A 15,468-nucleotide genomic window follows, 5' to 3' on the forward strand; every position below is an offset into this window, starting at 1 on the left:
CCGTTCCTATCCAGTTGTCCCGAGGCCTGTCGGCCTCACCCCGCGGACGGGAAAATGAGGGCGGGTGCCCGTCCGGATGAGTTGGGCCGATCGCAGGACGTGGGTCCGGAAGCCCGGGTTCGAGCCGGGCTTCAGGACCGGAGTGCGAGTTCGAAGGCGCGTTCGGGGGACTGGGCCAGCAGCCCGAGCCCTGCGGCGGTGCGGGAGCCCGGCTCGTCCGCGACCCGGACTGGCACGCCGAGTGCCGTCTGCAAGCAGCGGTGCAGCCAGTGGCCGCGCGCCAGGCCGCCGGTCAGGACCAGTCCCTCCTCGGCGATGTGCGATCGCAGCTCGGTCGGGCAGCGGGTGAGCATCCTTCGGACGGCATCCGTCAGCTCGGCCAGGACGGGCAAGCACACGTGATGGATCTCCTCCCGGTGCACGTGCACGACCTGGTTGGTGTTGTCGCCCACGTTCCGCCCCCGGGCCTTCAACGGCGCTGGGGAGGGGGCCTCGTCACGGGCGTCTGCGCCGATCCGCAGCTGCTCGGCCGCGACCAGCACGAGAGCCACCTGGTGTTCTCGCCGGACCCAGCCTGCCACGGCCTGGTCGAGGAGGTCCCCGCCGACCGGCAGTGACATGGCGTCGACCATGCGACCGCGCGCGAACACGGCGAGTTCGCTGGTCCCCGCGCCGACATCGACGAGCATCCCGTCGCTCCCGTCCAGGAACGGCAGCGCACCGCCCAGCGCCGCAGCGACGGGGGAGGGGACGACCACGGCACGGGCGGCTCCCACCTGCACGATCGCCTGTTCCAGGGCCCGGACCTGCATCGTGGAGCAGTCGGCCGGAGCGGAGGTCACCACGAGCGGACGCCGCGCCCACCGCGACGACCGGGCGTGGTCGAGCGCATGCCGGGCCAGCATCCGGGCGGCCTCGAAATCGGTTACCCGCCCTGCCTCCACCGCGCGCCGGACGGCGAAGCCCTGCGGGGCGCGCCCGATCATGTTCTTCGCCCTGGTCCCCACCGCGCATGCGCGGCCCTCGAACTCATCGAGGGCGACGAGAGAGGGTTCGTCCAGCACTACTCCGCGCTTCGGATGCCAGGCGCGGATCCGCGACGTTCCCAGGTCGATGGCAGCCAGCGGGGTCGTCCAGCCACGTTGCACGAGCCTTCCTCTCCTCAGCGCACAGCCGCCGCTTCGAGTCGGGCCGCAACCGTCGCGGGCGCGCGTCCGGCCCGGTCAGGGCCAGGCACCAGCCTGCCCTGCCTTCACGTGCGCGCGCCAAGCAGGAACGCCGATCGGAGCAACCGTCGTCCGGGGCCGGGCCGGCCGCATCCGACCGCCGTCAGGCCTGGGCGGTGCGCGGGTCCTCCGTGGGGATGCGGGCGAAATCGGGCCGCTGCGGCCCCTGCCGGCTCGGCCCTGCCTTGCTGAGCCCGCGACGGTCCCGTCCTCACCCGGGGCCGCGCCCACCGGACGCTGACAGTAGGGGGAGCTGTGCGCCCCCTTGCGCGGCGGGTTCCCACGGGCGCGCTCCTACCGGCGGCGCACCCTCGCGCCGTCGAGGCGTCACTTGCCGGGCGGGCGCCGGGTTCGGGAGCCGACCGCGATCAATTCGCAGCCCCGGCCACTGTCCGCCCGCGCCCGTGCAGCCCGAGTGGCGTGGCGGTGCAGGGGCAGGTTGCATGGGTTCGGCGGAGGTGCCGGTGGCCGGCGACCGGGCGTCCGAAGGGACATCGTTCGAGGCAGGGGAGTCGAAGCGCCATGCAGGAGCAAGACGGTACGAGCGTGTCCAACCTCGACGACGAGGGGGTGAGCCGCGGCCCGCTGCCTCCGCCACGACGTTCGCCATGGTCCCGGTGGATACCCGGCCGCTCCATATCGCGCCGTCCGCTCACCCGCAGAAGGCGGATATGGCGGCGCGTCTGGCGGTCAGCGCTCGCGGTGGTCCTGGTGTGCGCCCTGTGGGTCGGCTACTCCGTGTACGGCGCGCTCGCCGCGCCGGGCACGGACAGCACGGCGGCCCGCCTGGCCGAGTGGGGCAGGGGACACGGGTTGAACTGGGCGATCAACTGGCTCGAAGTGCAGACGTACACGCCGCCGAAGGTCGGCGGAACCGTTCCACCGGACGCGCTGGCACGGATGCGCGCCGCGCAACAGCAGCAGGCGCTGGCAGGCAAGTCGGCGATCGCCCTGCACCCACCGGTCCGACCGCTTGTCGACCCACCGTTGCTGGGCGAGGGGGACTTCAGCACACTGGTCGAGGTCAACGGCCGAAGCGTGGTGCAGAGCGCCACGATGCGACCGGACACCCAGTACACCTCGTTCCCCGTGGGCGTGGTGTGGATGAAGCAGAGCGCCCTCTCCTTCGCGCTCCACCCCGGTTTCCAGGAACCGGGCGGACAATGGGCCGTACCCGACACAGTGCCGCCCGGGCAGCGCAGCGGCCTGGTCGCCACGTTCAACGGCGGCTTCAAGGTGTCCAACGGCGACTCGCACGGCGGGTTCCTCCTCAACGGCCAGACCGTGGGGTCCCTGCGCGACGGCGCCGCGTCCGAGGTCTTCTACAAGGACGGCTCACTGCGGGTCGGAGTGTGGGGGCAGGACGTGCGGATGACGCCCGACGTGGTCGGAGTCCGGCAGTGCCTGGTGCCACTGGTCGCCCACGGACAGGTCACGCAGCAGGTCTACGACGGCGGCACGGCGACGTGGGGGTTCACCGACCAGGGCATGCCGTTCGTGCCACGCTCCGGAGTGGGAATCGACAAGAACGGCGACATCGTCTACGTCGGCGGCAGGGTCCTGTCCGTGCAGACACTCGCGGTGCTGCTCCAGCGCGCGGGAGCCGTCACGGCCATGATGCTCGACATCAACCTCAGCTGGCCCTCCTTCATCTCCTACGACGGAACCCACGACACCGCGGACCCGACCCCGCACAATCTGGTCAACTTCGTTCGCCCGGCCGACCGTTACTACCAGCCCTCGAGCCGCGACTTCGTTGCTGTCTACGCCCGTGCCCAAAGCCGGAAGCCGTAGGCCGCGCGCGCAGGTCGGTCCGTGGCGGCCCTACTCCCAGACGTCGGGGCCGCCACCCTGCCACTCGACCATGCTCCTCGACTCGAGATCGAGCTCGTACAGGCCGGCGCGGCGACAGAACTCCGCCACATCGCCCAGGCTGTACGCGTCGCCGACGTGGGTCCCGAGGATGTCGACGCGGCGGAACGGACGCGGAGCACCCTGCGTGACGAGCGGGTGCACGACGACGTGCGCGTGATGGTGCTCGGTGAAGGGCGTTTCATCGGTCATGGCCCCAACCTGCCCCAGCCGGGGACCGGCGGCATCCGCGCTGCGCACGCTGGTCACGGTCCGTGCCCACCCGAACGGACGCGACAGAGCGCCACGGGCTTCCGCTGCTGTTGAGCTGAGCACGCACCCGATCCACCGAGCGAAGGAGTGCGCCATGAAGCAGAACGGGACCACCCCGCCGAACCCCGAGGCTGACGACGATCTCGACCTGTTCGATGATCTGGACGGCCCGGACGGAACGCAGCCTGTCTTCGACGACGAGTTCGGCGATCTCGACGCGCTCACCGACGAGTGGCCGTAGGCCGCGACCAGGACGAGAAGACGCCCCCGATGCAGACCCCATGTGCATCGGGGGCGGTCACACGCCCTGAGTGCGGCGGGCGATGGCGGCTTCGTCCCACACCGACGCGGGCTCCCCACGGCTGGTCTCGGTTTCGGCGACGTGCTCGCTGACGATCTCCGCATCGAGATCCGCGAGGGCTTCGGGCTCGGTGTCGTCCATGCCGGCGGACGGTACGCCGTCCGTGTTGCGCCGGGATGTCGTTGCCGGGTGCTGCGGCACAGCGCCGCGCGCGTCGGGCAGGTTGGGCGCGCGGGGCTTAGCGTGACGACAGAGAAGCGCTCATCGCGGAATCGTCGGCAAGGGGTTGATCATGACCGGGTGGGTACTGGCCGAGGTCAACGCGAAGGTCGCCGCTGAACACGAAGATCGCCTGATCGCCGCCTACCGCCGGGTGCTCGCCCGGCCGCTACCCGACGGCCTGATCCAGACCGAGCTACTGCGCGGCCCGGATGGATCCTGGCGTGTGCAGACCCTCTGGCGGGACAGGGCCGCTATGGACGCTGAGCGAGCGTCGTCCGAAGGGACGGCGGCGCCTCGCCTCTTCCACGAGATCGACGCCGCACCCGAGTTCGCGGTCTTCGAAGTGGTGGCTGAGTGGATCACCGCAGAGCCGGAGGGCCAGTAGTAACGACATGCGCGACAGAGGGGGCGCCCTCGCGGACGAGCTCCGCAAGAGCGGGCGGGTTGGATCGAGCAGGCCCGGCGTTACCCGGGCTTCGCGGAGTACGCGCGCCAGGCGGCGGGGGTCCGCACCATTCCCGTGCTCGAACTGCGGCGGGCCTAGAGGGGAGGGCCGGTAAGTCCGGCCCCCCGAGTGGCGACTTGACGGTATGTCACTTGATGGCGGTGGGGCACACGATCGTGGCGCGGGCGACGGTGTGGCTGTCGATCTCGAAGGTGAACAGGGCACCGCTGGTGGTTGCGCCGAGTCCGGTGCTGGACTCGTTCAGGGCGGTGACGGTGATGTAGTAGTCGTGGATGCCGGAGCCTGCGGGCGGGGCGCCGCCGATGTAGCGGGCCATGCCCGCGTCCCCGTCGAGCTGGATCGCTCCGGCCGGCAGGGTGGTGGAGGCCAGCGCGCCCGCATTCTGCGGCAGGGAGGTGGCGGTGGCCGGGATGTCCTCCACGATCCAGTGCCAGAAGCCGCTTCCGGTCGGCGCCTCCGGGTCGTACATCGAGACCACGAAGCTCTTGGTGGTCTTGGGGAAGCCGGACCAGGACAGTTCCGGGGAGACGTCCTTTCCGCCGGGCACTCCGAAGACCCCCGAGAGCTGCGCGAGCGGGAGCGGGTGCCTGTTGCGCACAGTGGCGCTGACCACCTTGAAGGACGGCACCTTCGGCAGGAACTCGTACGGGTTCGGAAGGCTGTGGTGGTGCGAGTGCTCCTGGGTCTGAGCCTGAGCCTGCGTCTCGGCCTGGGCCGAGGCGGAGGTGCTGCTGGCCGCGGCGCTGCCCGCACTGGCGTAGTAGGCGGTGCCCGCGCCGATCCCGAGTGCCGCGGTGATGAGAGCCACCCTCAGCTTGCTGACCTTCATTGGTGTGTTCCTTCCCAAGGATGCGCAAGGGCCGTCAGCTGACGGGGCCAACGCCATCAACTTGGTCGACTTTGCCCGCGTCTGCGGCTTGAGAAGGATCGTTCCTGACTCCATGTCATATGTCCAACAAGTGGATTGAATGCTCTCCATAACTTGAATGCATGGACAAGGTGACGCCCGGTGCAGGACCGCTACGCCGGCAGCGCTCCGAGTCGTTCGGTGATGTGGGTCGGGGTGACCAGGGTCTCGACGGAGATCGCGGAGACGAACGCCGCGGTGATCGGGTCCGGGCGTACCCGGGTGTAGACCGCGAGCGGGCGCAGCACGGGCGGGTCGGGGCGCAGGAGGATGCCGTCGAAGTGCGGGGGGACGATGTTGCCGGGCAGCAGGGCGAGGCCGATTCCGGCGTGGGCCAGGCTGAGTGCGGACGGGCTCTGTTCGGTGCGCACGGAGAGCTTGGGGGTGAAGCCGGCCTGTTCGCAGGCCCGGTTGAGGATGTCGGACAGGCCGCTGCGCGCGGTGTAGTGCACCCATTCCTCTTCGGCGAGGTCGGAGAACGGGACGCGTGCGCCGTCGGGGTAGGGGAGCTGGCCGGGGGCGGCGGCGACGACGAACTCCTCGTCGCCGATTATCCGGCAGGGTCCCTCCCAGCCGGGCGGGGTGGGGCCGACCGCGACATCGGCCTGGCCCGCCTCCATGGCCGCGACCAGTTCGTCGGCGTGGGGGAACTCGACGAGGTGGACCTGGAGTTCGGGGTAGCTGCGCCGCCAGGTGCGCAGTGCGCCGGGCAGGACTCCGGTGCTGATCGAGTAGAGGGTGCCTACGTGCAGTTCGCCGGTCTCCACTCCGGAGGCCCGGCGCGCGGCGCTGGAGGCGCGCTGCGCGTGGGCCAGGCTGGCCCGGGCGTGCGGCAGGGCGGTGCGGCCGGCCGGGGTGAGGCGGACCTTGCGCGGCAGGCGTTCGAGCAGCGGGCCGCCGAGTTCACGCTCCAGGGCTTGGATCTGGTGGGACAGGCCCGGCTGGCTCACGCAGAGCAGTTCGGCCGCGCGGGTGAAGGAGCCCTCGTCGACGACGGTGACGAAGTACTCGAGTTGGCGCAGGGAAATTGCCATGCACAAAATCTATCACTCTGAGAACTTCTATTTGTTGGACATATGGATCGGGGTCGCAGGAGGATAAAAGCCACGCCACCGGAGCGGTGGCGGGCGAGCTCTACTCCGACCCCTCCTCGCGCTGGGCCGGCTCCGAACGGCGCGACTCCACTTCGCGCACTTCACCCACCTCACCCACTTTGCCCACTGCGATCAATCGGCGGTGAACCATGTCCGACTCGCGCGTCCTGTGCTTGCACGGTTACCACGGCAGCGGAGCGATCCTGCGCGACCAGATGGAACCGCTCACCCGCTCGCTGCCCGCAAGCATCGAGTTCGTCCACGTGAACGCACCCTCTCTGGCCACCGGGGACTTCGGCTGGTGGCATGAGGGCTTCGACGGCTGGGAGCGCACCCGTGACTGGGTCGTCGACCTGGTCTGCGCCGGACCCCGGTTCGACGGGATCTTCGGCTTCAGCCAAGGCGCTGCCCTGGCCGGACTGCTCACCGCGGTCCAGGAGAGCGGGAGCGCCCCGCCCGAATTCCGCTTCGATTTCGCCGTCATGGTCGGCGGATTCACCAGCGACCGGCCGCAACACGCGGACCTGCTACGGCACAAGCTCACCACCCCCTCCGCACACGTGATCGGCCGCGGTGACGTGATCGTGCCCCGCAAGGACTCGCTGCGCCTGGCCGACCGGTTCGCCGACCCGCTGATCGTCGAACACCCCGGCGGCCACATCGTCCCCGGCCACCACGCGGCGGCCCGATCCATCGCCGACTTCATCGCCGCCCAGAAGGAAGCAGCGCCATGAGCAACCCAGCGAACCGCCGGGCGGCAACCGGACCGGCGATGGACCTCGTGCCCACCCCCGTCGGCACGGCGGGAATCACCTGGCACCGCGCACCGCGCCCGGTGCGCGCCGTGGCTCTGCTCGGGCACGGCACGGCCACCGGAGTGGAGGCAGCAGACCTGCAGGCACTCGCCGCCGTCCTGCCTGGCCACGGGATCAGCGTCGCCCTGATCACCCAGCCGTACCGGATGAACCGCACGCGCACCGGTTCTGACGAGGCCTCGCCCGACGCCGCGTGGAAGGCCGTGTGGCCGATGGCGGCGGACCTGGGCGTCCCGGTGATCTCCGGCGGCCGCAGCGCCGGATCACAAGTGGCGTGCCGCACCGCCGAACAGTTCGGCGCACACGCCGTACTCGCCCTCGCCTACCCGCTGCTGGGACCCGGCAGCCCCGCGGAACTGCTCGCCACCGGCCGACCCACCCTCATCCTCCAGGGCGAGCGCGACCCCTTCGGTCGCCCCGACCAGTTCCCGGCCCTGCCGTCCGACCTCGAACTCGTCGAGATCCCCGCCGCGAACCACACCTTTGACGTACCCGGCAGCAGTTCGCGACCGGCCACGATGCGCCTGATCACCGACGAGACACTGCGCTGGATCGAGCGGCAGCTGGCCCGGACCTGAGCAGGTCACAGGTGCTTCGTGAAGAAGGCGTCGACTTTCGCGACGGCCAGGCCGACGTACGCCCGCGCAACCCGCACGGCGGCGACCCCGCTCGGACTCGTCCGGAGCGGGGTCGCCGTGCCTTCCCGGCCCACGGCCGGACGTTCCTGACTCAGCGCCGACTCAGCCCTTGGCGACCGCCCCGGCCCAGTCGAAGTTCACGCCCATCTGGTTGTACATGTCCGAGTAGCCGACGAAGCAGTCGAACTTCGTGATCTTGCCGTCGTGCAGGTACCAGAAGTCGGCCGTCGGCGCGTCGATCCGCGCGCCGTTCGGCTTGAGGGTGCCCGCCGGGGTCTGCAGCGGCCCCTCGAACGTGCCCTGGATGGCGAGTTCGAGGCTGACCACGTCGCCGCTCACGGTGATGCTCTTCAGGTCACGGTGGACGTCGGGGAAGATCGCGGCCATGCCGGTCAGCACGTCACCGAGCGCCTGGCCCTGGTAGGTCTTGCCGGCGACCACGTCGTTGAAGACGCCGTCCTTGGTGAAGCTGTTGATGAACGCGTTGACGTCCAGGCTCTTGCCCTCCGCGTCGTGGTACGCGCCCAGCACGACGGCGAGATTGGCTACCTCATGCCCCGTCAGGTGGCGGTTCGTCAGCGGCAGCGCCGCCAGCCGGCTCGGGCTCAGGGCCGCGGATGCCTGCGAGCTGCTGCTGGTGGTGCCGGCGTGCGTGCTGCTTCCGCCGACGGGGCTCGCGGCCTGCGAAGGCGCGACGGCGATGGCGAGGCTGCCCAGGCTCGCGACCGCGGTGGTGGCGATGATCGTCTTCCATCCCAGCGACTTCATGTCGTACTCCTCCAGGTGGGATCCCGGGATGCGGGATCGCGCGCTCTACAAATCAATCGATTGCTTGAACTGTATGGAGGGCGACCAGAGTTGTCAATCCAATGCTTGATTAAGTGACTTGCGGGCGCCGTGCTCTGGGATGCGCTGGGCCGGGGGTGCCGCCTGACGCTGCTTGACTCAAAATCAAGCAACTGTTTGAATTCTGTCCATGGCGACAGAACGGACAGATCAACGCCGTGAGGCCGGCCAGCGGACGCGGGATCGCCTGCTGGCCGCTGCGGTGGAGTTGCTCGCGCAGCGCGGACAGGAGGGGGTGACCCTCCGCGAGATCACCGACCACGCCGGAGCCAACGTCGCTGCGGTGAGCTACCACTTCGGGTCGCTGAAGGCGCTGTGCGATGCGGCGATAGAGCACGCGCTGGAGCAGTATCTGGACGCGCAGATCGACGCGGTCGCCTCGCTCGACAGCGCGTCGGGCGTCGAGGAGCTGGCCGCGGCGTTCGCCGGGCCGATGATGCGCGCGCTGGCGGCCGGGGGGCGGGACCTGGCGGTCATGCGGACGGTGGCGCGCGTCGGGATCGATCCCCCTGAGAGCTGGGATCGGCTCACTGCGAAGTTCCAGCAGTCCCGGCGGGACATCGCCCGGCAGCTCTCAGCGACCCTGCCTGGCGTCGGCGCACAGGAGTTGGACTTCCGCATCCGATGCGCGGCAGGCCTGCTGAACTGGCTCGCGCTGGCGCCCGTCGGCGCCGAACTGGCCGCCGAGCCCGCGGAGCAGACCGAGCAGTGGCTGGTCTCCATGTTGGCCGGGGCGTTCCGCGGTTCCCCGAACGCCGGCTGACCCCCGCCCAGGAGACAGCCGGCGCGGCGAGCCCTGACTCCTGGCCCGTGCCGCTCCGGCTTGCTCGATCATCTCGGTCAGGACGTCAGGACGTCAGGACGTCAGGACGTCAGGACGTCAGGACCTCAGGCGCGGCAACGCAGCATCGTCAGCGGGGGGTTGGCGGTGTACTCCTCCCAGAACTCCTCGCCGAACTCGCGTACCCCGGCCGCGGTGATCTCCAGCGGGACCCAGGTGAGGTTGCTGAATCCGGCTGCCTGCAGGCACGTTTCGAAGACCTCGCGGGAGGGCGGGTTCGCGAGGAACGAGATCGGCGGGTCGAGCAGTGCGGTGATCTTCACGCGCGGGCCGATCTCGCTCTCCTCCCCGTCCCGTTCGCAGAGGAAGCCGTACTTGGCCAGGGACGACCCGAAGCGGTAGTCCGGGGCCTGGGTGAAGATGAAGAACTCGGCTCCGTCCACCAGGCTGCGGCGGATGTTGCGACACATGCGCTCGATGGTCGCTACGTCCTCGGCGTAGTTGAACAGCTGGACCGCCACCGCGATGTCGAAGGGCTTCTCGAAGGCGCGCAACTCGCCCACGTCGCCGACCTCGTACTGCACGCCCAGCGGCTCGCTCTCCTCGAACTTCCGGGCAGCGGAGACCATCTCGCCGGAGATGTCCACGCCGAGCACCCGGGATGCGCCGCGTCGCTTGAACTCCCGGCTGTAGAAGCCGGTTCCCGAGGCCAGATCGAGGATCGACCTGCCCGTCACGTCGCCGACGAGAGCCAGGAAGCCCGGCACCTCCCCGTAGCGGGTGAGGGGGAGCGTCTTGAAGCCCTCGAACGCCTCGCCGATCCCGTCGTACAGCTGACTGCTCATTCTTCTTGTTCCCCCTCGTCCATGGCCTCGGCCTTCGGGGCAGGCCGAGACGTTTGGCGGGAAGTCTTCCGTTCGTCAGCGGAGCGTCGCATCGGCGGAAGCCACAAACATGCCGTGGCCGCTGGGTGGTGCGGTCGTCGGGTTCGCTGCTGATGGCTGGTGAGATCGTCGGAAGCGTCGGAAGCGTCCGGAGTGTCGGTGGGACGACGGTGCGCGGTTCGGTCGACGGTTGAAGCGCGGCGATCTGGGCACAAGCCCTGCACGACCTCAGGTGACCTGGGAGGTGAGGGAGATGACGGGTATCCGAGTGGTCAGACGACCTGCGCCGAAGCGCCCGCAGCCCCCGCTCGATCTGCGGACCCCGTCGGGCCGTCCGCTTCCCTACTGACGCGCGGACCGACCCCTGACGCCCGGACCGACCGCACGGTCCCGGCTGTCAGGATCGGCCGCCAGGACCTGTCGGACGCTCAGTTGAGCGGGTCGAGCAGTCCTGCCGTCTCGGCGTGGCTCAGCGGGCCGTACGGGCCTGTGAGTCGTCGTCGAGCTTCTCGAAGAGGAACTCGTGCTTGAGGAACGAGGTGTCGTACTCATGCCCGGGGTACGGGGGGATGAGTTGAGCTGCCTGGAGGAGTCGCCAGCCGTCCAGCAGAGCGTCGAGTCCGGTCTCGTACGGCGGTTCGTCGCTGTCCCCGGTCGTGGGCCGGGTCCGTCCGGTGCCGTCGTAGAGCGACCAGCCGACGACCCGTGCGTCCAGCGCGGAGGTGCCCAGGTAGAGGGCCAGGACCTGCTGTCTCATGCGTTGCTCCCGAGTGACGGACGGTTGGTCACGCGGGTGACCCAGTGGTCGATGTCGAAGGTTGCGTCGCCGGTCAGGGCGCGCCACAGGCGGACCCGGTTGTAGATTTCCAGGCGTCCGGCGGCCCCCTCGTACCAGGGCAACAAGGCGCTGAGTTCAGCTGCGACGGCCGGGTCGGCGAGGTCGTCGGTGTTCCACAGCCGAACCTGTGGCACGGTCGGATTGAACCGGATCTTGAACATGTACCGGCGGGTGTCGCTGTCGTTGCGGCGTCCTCCGTGCCACAGGCCGTGGTGCAGCAGGACCACTGTGCCTGCGGGACAGGTCAGCCGGGTCTGGCCGCGCAGGTTCTGGTAGCGCCCGGTGTCGCTCTCGTTGGTGCGGCGCAGATGACTGCCCGGCACGGTCAGGGTTCCGCCCATGTCGGCGGTCACCTCATGGGGGTAGTACATGAGTTGGACGTCGAAGGCGTCGGGACGCACGTCGATGATGGCGTCGCCGTGCAGCGGTTGGGCTTCGCCCCCCTGCGGCTCGCGGACGTGGACGGCGTGGTGGTCGACGGTCGGCTCAGGGCCGACCAGGCTGCGCAAGGCCCCAGCAACCGGGGGCAGTTCGACCAGGCTGCGGGCGAATGACCCTTCGGGGAACGCCGTTGACAGCGGGGTGCCGTAGGGCACTCCGGGGATCCCGGCATTCAGGACCTCGATCGCCCGAGCGTTCATCTCCGGCGGCACGACCGCGTCCATGCGCAGATATCCCTGCGCTGCGAAACGTGCCACCTGGACAGAGGTCAGCAGGTGTTGACTGGTTGTCATGCGGCAACCGTAGGTGCGACAAACTCCGATGTCGTGGGATGTAGTCACCACGTACTGGTAGTTTTTCACCATGGAGCATGCGGCGATCCAGCTGGACGATTCTAGGACGCAGCCATCGAGACACCCATGCTCTCCGCCCTGCTGCGCCGGGCACTGGTGGCCTCGCGAGGTGCGCCCAGCGAGGCCACCGCCGCGGTCAGGAAGCGGACGGTCGTCCAGTGGGCTGATCCTTCAGCCGGCCGATCCGGTCTGCGGCGGCACGAGTGAAACCTCTGCCCTGGGCATCGTCCCTGGTCTGTTGCCGTTGCCGGTTGTTCGCGGCAGGATGCGCCGACACGCCTCTCCCAAGCGCGTCCAGAAGCGGTCGGGTAGGAACACGGCATCCGCGATGATCATTGCTCCGGAGAAGATCGGGAGTCCCAGGAGCACCGCGATGCCCACGTGCATACACAAGAGCAAGGCGAGCACGGGGTACTTGAGCCTGCCGAACAGGACGAACGGGAACGCTACTTGCAGCAGCACGGTCATGTAGCTCGCGACGGCGATCATCATCGGATGGCTGTCCACCAGGAGCGACAGCGCGGGCCATGGCCGGAACAGATCCAGGTTCAGGACGTAGTGGAGGGCGGTTCCGTTCCCCCAGAGGCCGCCCTGTACCTTGTACAGCCCTGCGGATCCGTAGAGGAAGCAGACTTGGGCCGCGATGACGAACATGCCGCAGTTGTGCAGCACCGTGGTCAAGAACTGCCGTGAGTACCGGAGTTGGCTCAGCACGTCGTGCCCTGCGAGGTTTCCTGCCGATCGCAGGGTCCTGCCCGTGGCGGCTCGGTTCCGGGTCCTGCGCGCGTCGAGGGACCAGCGTCGGCCACACGCGGTGAACGGCAAATACAGGGCCATCAGCACGATGAGGTTGTCTCCTCCGTCCGTCATGAAGATGGCCCGCGCGTGGAAGGAGGCGACCACGACCGCGAACAGGACGGACACCGCCCGGGTGCGCCAGCCGAGCATGAACAGAGCGGAGGTGACCAGAGCCAGCGCGTAGCAGGCCTCGAAGTACGCCCGACTGTCGGACAGGGTCAGGATGCTGGCCCAGCCGGTCTGGTGAAACAGCTCGGTGGCCAGCGCGGGCGTCCAGGGCGAACCGGGCCCCCAGATTTCGTTGCGGTGCGGGAACTCCCGCAGCAGGAGCGCGAGGTAGAGCATCCCGTACCCGATGCGGAGCACGGCCGCCGCGTAGAGGGAGACCGGCTTCTCGGTCACGAGGGTGCGCAGCGATCCGAGGCGATCGAGCAGCCGCTGAGCCGGTGCGCCCGCGGCTCGCGGGGTCGTGTGGCGTGATGTGGGGGCCAGGCGTGGTGCCTGCTCAGTTTCCATCGGATGTCACCTTCCACCAGGGCAGGTACCTGATCTGAGCCGCTGTGTTCGGACCGGGGCCGCCGGATGCGGCGGAGATCGGCCGTGTGATCACCCGCAACTCGATCTGCTCGAATGTGCCGTTCCGGTGGGCGGAAACGCGATCCACCGCGATGTTGCGCAGGTATTTCTGCAGCATCAGGGCGCGTTCCGAGTTCGGCTGGTCATCGTTTCCGTGCGAGGCCACATAGGCGTCCCAGGCGCGGCGCAGCATGTTCTGGGAGGTGTGGCTCGGGAAGACGTTGTGGGTGATGGCGGAATCGTCGACGGCGGTCAGGTCGAACCAGTCACTGACCTGGCGGGTTCCGCTGGTGGAAACGTGGAAGGTTCTCGCGGAGATCTGCTCGGTGACCGATTGCGGATCCGGGGCGAAGAGCCGCCAGTTCTGCTCGAACAGCGGATAGATCCAGGCGTTGATCTGCGGACTGTAGCGCTGCGACACCTCGTTCGAAGGGGCGACGTACAGAAACACCATCAGCACGTGGACGAAAGCCACCACCAGACAAACAACCGCAGCGATACCCAGGCCTGTCCGCATCGGGCGCGGCAGGTCGGAAAATCCCGGGGGCACGCTGGATTCCCCAGGAGAGGGCCGCATCTGCGGCCCGGTGCTTTCAGTGACCGCGTCGTGGACCGGCCCGCAGCACGGGTCTTCCGCATCCTGCGGCCCAACGGCGCCAGACGCAGTACCGCGCCCAGTCGTTCCCATCCTCGTTGCTCCCCTCGCAGACAGACCGCTGCGAACTTCGAATGCCTGTTGGGTACCGGGCCTCAAGCGGCACACGCAGATCGCCGTGTGCCGCTTGAGGTCACTTCACCGAGCGGGCGACCACCCGGCGGTGATGGTCATGGTCACGGGCACGGAGGCGGCGGGCACGGGACCGGCGGACACGGGACCGGCGGGCACGGAACGGGCGGGCAGCCGCCCCCACCGGTCGTGCCACCTGTCGTGCCGCCGGTGGTTCCGCCGGTTGTGCCGCCGGTGTTCCCGCCGGTCGTACCACCGGTGTTGCCGCCGGTCGTTCCACCGGTGTTGCCGCCGGTGTTCCCGCCGGTCGTTCCACCGGTGTTGCCGCCGGTGTTCCCGCCGGTCGTTCCACCGGTGTTGCCGCCGGTGTTGCCGCCGGTCGTTCCACCGGTGTTGCCGCCCGTGGTGCCGCCGGTGTTCCCGCCGGTCGTGCCGCCCGTCGTACCACCGGTGGTCCCGCCCGTGGTTCCGCCGGTCGTTCCGCCGGTGTTCCCGCCGGTCGTGCCGCCCGTGGTGCCGCCGGCACAGGTCTCGCGGGTGATGTGGTTGGTGTCCAGCGTCACGGACCCGTTCTGGGCCAGAGCCCGACCGTCGATGCTCGTCCCCGTGGTCACGGTGATCGACGTGAGGGCCAGGATGTTGCCCACGAAGGTGGAGTTGGTGCCGAGAGTGGCCGAACTTCCGATCTGCCAGAAGACGTTGCAGGGTGAAGCGCCGTCGATCAGGCGCACGTGGCTGGCGGACGCCGTCGTCAAGGTCGATCCGACTTGGAACACCCAGACGGCGTTGGAGTTTCCATGTGCGTCCAGAGTGAGCGTTCCGGTGAGTCCGATCGAGGAGGAGGCGTTGTAGACGCCCGGGTCCAGCGTCAGACCGCCGAGGTCTCCAGGCGAGGTGAGGGTGGCGTCCTTGGCCTGGCTGGCGGCATCGTTGTAGGCCGTGGTCAGGTCAGTCTGGGCCTGAAGGGCGACCGCGTCCGCGGGGTGGATGGTTCCGTTCACCGTACCGGGAGGGAATCCGCTGATTGCAGTGCCGGGACTCACCCCGAGATCTCCGGTGATCACGGAAGAGCCGGTATTGCTGACCGACTGGCCGCCCAGTACCGCGAAACTGCTCGCCGTGCCCAGGGGAACAGGTGACGCGAGGGCGTGTGCCCGCGCCGGCGTCAATGCCACGGCGGCGCCGGCGGTCAGTACCACCGCCGCGATCCAACCGGACAATGTCCGCCAGTAAGGCGAACCAGAGATGTTCAGTGTCATCTAAGCCCAATCTCTCGTAGAAACACATGACGGGCAGTTGGTGCTCTACACAATCGAGCCGAGAAGGCTTCCGATGCGGAGCCGTCGGTAGGAACCAACAGGTCCTGAGGCCCTGTTCGGCGATCGCTTAGCAAGAGAGTGGACTGCCGGAGTCCGGCACGCGACGTTAGGA

18 protein-coding genes are annotated in these 15,468 nt (G+C 69.0%); 6 read left to right on the forward strand and 12 right to left on the reverse strand.

Features of this window, described 5'->3' with window-relative positions; genetic code table 11:
* Positions 1-131 precede the first annotated feature (131 nt).
* On the reverse strand, positions 132-1,148 hold the full coding sequence (locus tag ABH928_RS33340) for a rod shape-determining protein (protein ID WP_370072439.1): 1,017 nt from the start codon (positions 1,146-1,148) through the stop codon (positions 132-134).
* 789 nt (positions 1,149-1,937) lie between these two features.
* On the opposite strand from ABH928_RS33340, the gene ABH928_RS33345 reads away from it, so the two are divergent.
* Complete coding sequence (locus tag ABH928_RS33345) at positions 1,938-3,020, forward strand: phosphodiester glycosidase family protein (protein ID WP_370072440.1); 1,083 nt, start codon at positions 1,938-1,940, stop codon at positions 3,018-3,020.
* 30 nt (positions 3,021-3,050) lie between these two features.
* Here the strand turns inward: ABH928_RS33345 and ABH928_RS33350 are convergent, their stop codons facing one another.
* The gene (locus ABH928_RS33350; protein ID WP_370072441.1) at positions 3,051-3,290 is read right to left on the reverse strand and encodes a hypothetical protein; all 240 of its coding nucleotides are present in this window, start codon (positions 3,288-3,290) and stop codon (positions 3,051-3,053) included.
* A 154-nt stretch (positions 3,291-3,444) separates the two neighbouring features.
* Here ABH928_RS33350 and ABH928_RS33355 point away from each other — a divergent pair, with 154 nt between their 5' ends.
* Positions 3,445-3,591 carry a hypothetical protein gene (locus ABH928_RS33355; protein WP_370072442.1) on the forward strand — a complete coding sequence of 49 codons (147 nt, stop codon included), beginning with the start codon at positions 3,445-3,447 and terminating at the stop codon, positions 3,589-3,591.
* Positions 3,592-3,648: 57 nt separating this feature from the next.
* Here ABH928_RS33355 and ABH928_RS33360 read toward each other — a convergent pair whose 3' ends face one another.
* A complete protein-coding gene (locus ABH928_RS33360) occupies positions 3,649-3,792 on the reverse strand; it encodes a hypothetical protein (RefSeq protein WP_370072443.1) in 144 nt (47 codons plus the stop codon).
* Between the two features lie 151 nt (positions 3,793-3,943).
* Between ABH928_RS33360 and ABH928_RS33365 the strand changes: the two genes are divergently transcribed.
* The gene (locus tag ABH928_RS33365) at positions 3,944-4,258 is read left to right on the forward strand and encodes an antibiotic biosynthesis monooxygenase (protein ID WP_370072444.1); all 315 of its coding nucleotides are present in this window, start codon (positions 3,944-3,946) and stop codon (positions 4,256-4,258) included.
* Positions 4,259-4,466: 208 nt separating this feature from the next.
* Here the strand turns inward: ABH928_RS33365 and ABH928_RS33370 are convergent, their stop codons facing one another.
* A complete protein-coding gene (locus tag ABH928_RS33370) occupies positions 4,467-5,168 on the reverse strand; it encodes a YbhB/YbcL family Raf kinase inhibitor-like protein (RefSeq protein ID WP_370072446.1) in 702 nt (233 codons plus the stop codon).
* A gap of 191 nt (positions 5,169-5,359) precedes the next feature.
* Positions 5,360-6,280 (reverse strand): LysR family transcriptional regulator, encoded by a 921-nt coding sequence (locus tag ABH928_RS33375; RefSeq protein WP_370072447.1) that lies wholly within the window; start codon positions 6,278-6,280, stop codon positions 5,360-5,362.
* Positions 6,281-6,489: 209 nt separating this feature from the next.
* Between ABH928_RS33375 and ABH928_RS33380 the strand changes: the two genes are divergently transcribed.
* Positions 6,490-7,074 (forward strand): hypothetical protein, encoded by a 585-nt coding sequence (locus ABH928_RS33380; protein ID WP_370072448.1) that lies wholly within the window; start codon positions 6,490-6,492, stop codon positions 7,072-7,074.
* Positions 7,071-7,733: an alpha/beta family hydrolase gene (locus ABH928_RS33385; protein WP_370072449.1), complete on the forward strand. Its 663-nt coding sequence runs from the start codon at positions 7,071-7,073 to the stop codon at positions 7,731-7,733. The genes ABH928_RS33380 and ABH928_RS33385 overlap by 4 nt, the downstream gene beginning before the upstream one ends.
* 162 nt (positions 7,734-7,895) lie before the next feature.
* Here ABH928_RS33385 and ABH928_RS33390 read toward each other — a convergent pair whose 3' ends face one another.
* Complete coding sequence (locus ABH928_RS33390) at positions 7,896-8,561, reverse strand: nuclear transport factor 2 family protein (RefSeq protein ID WP_370072450.1); 666 nt, start codon at positions 8,559-8,561, stop codon at positions 7,896-7,898.
* Between the two features lie 208 nt (positions 8,562-8,769).
* On the opposite strand from ABH928_RS33390, the gene ABH928_RS33395 reads away from it, so the two are divergent.
* Entirely contained in the window at positions 8,770-9,402 is a 633-nt protein-coding gene (locus tag ABH928_RS33395) for a TetR/AcrR family transcriptional regulator (RefSeq protein ID WP_370072451.1), read from the forward strand.
* Between the two features lie 125 nt (positions 9,403-9,527).
* Here ABH928_RS33395 and ABH928_RS33400 read toward each other — a convergent pair whose 3' ends face one another.
* From ABH928_RS33400 to ABH928_RS33425, 6 genes are all read right to left on the reverse strand, one after another.
* Positions 9,528-10,265 (reverse strand): class I SAM-dependent methyltransferase, encoded by a 738-nt coding sequence (locus ABH928_RS33400; RefSeq protein WP_370072452.1) that lies wholly within the window; start codon positions 10,263-10,265, stop codon positions 9,528-9,530.
* A gap of 508 nt (positions 10,266-10,773) precedes the next feature.
* Positions 10,774-11,061 (reverse strand): hypothetical protein, encoded by a 288-nt coding sequence (locus ABH928_RS33405; RefSeq protein ID WP_370072453.1) that lies wholly within the window; start codon positions 11,059-11,061, stop codon positions 10,774-10,776.
* On the reverse strand, positions 11,058-11,876 hold the full coding sequence (locus ABH928_RS33410; RefSeq protein WP_370072454.1) for a phytanoyl-CoA dioxygenase family protein: 819 nt from the start codon (positions 11,874-11,876) through the stop codon (positions 11,058-11,060). Before ABH928_RS33410 ends, ABH928_RS33405 begins: the two co-directional genes overlap by 4 nt.
* A gap of 231 nt (positions 11,877-12,107) precedes the next feature.
* Positions 12,108-13,250: an HTTM domain-containing protein gene (locus ABH928_RS33415; RefSeq protein ID WP_370072455.1), complete on the reverse strand. Its 1,143-nt coding sequence runs from the start codon at positions 13,248-13,250 to the stop codon at positions 12,108-12,110.
* Entirely contained in the window at positions 13,240-13,998 is a 759-nt protein-coding gene (locus tag ABH928_RS33420) for a DUF5819 family protein (RefSeq protein ID WP_370072457.1), read from the reverse strand. The genes ABH928_RS33415 and ABH928_RS33420 overlap by 11 nt, the downstream gene beginning before the upstream one ends.
* Before the next feature lie 143 nt (positions 13,999-14,141).
* Positions 14,142-15,296: an ice-binding family protein gene (locus ABH928_RS33425; protein ID WP_370072458.1), complete on the reverse strand. Its 1,155-nt coding sequence runs from the start codon at positions 15,294-15,296 to the stop codon at positions 14,142-14,144.
* Positions 15,297-15,468: the final 172 nt, after the last annotated feature.

Source organism: Streptacidiphilus sp. MAP5-3, from assembly GCF_041262505.1.
Taxonomy (GTDB): domain Bacteria; phylum Actinomycetota; class Actinomycetes; order Streptomycetales; family Streptomycetaceae; genus Streptacidiphilus.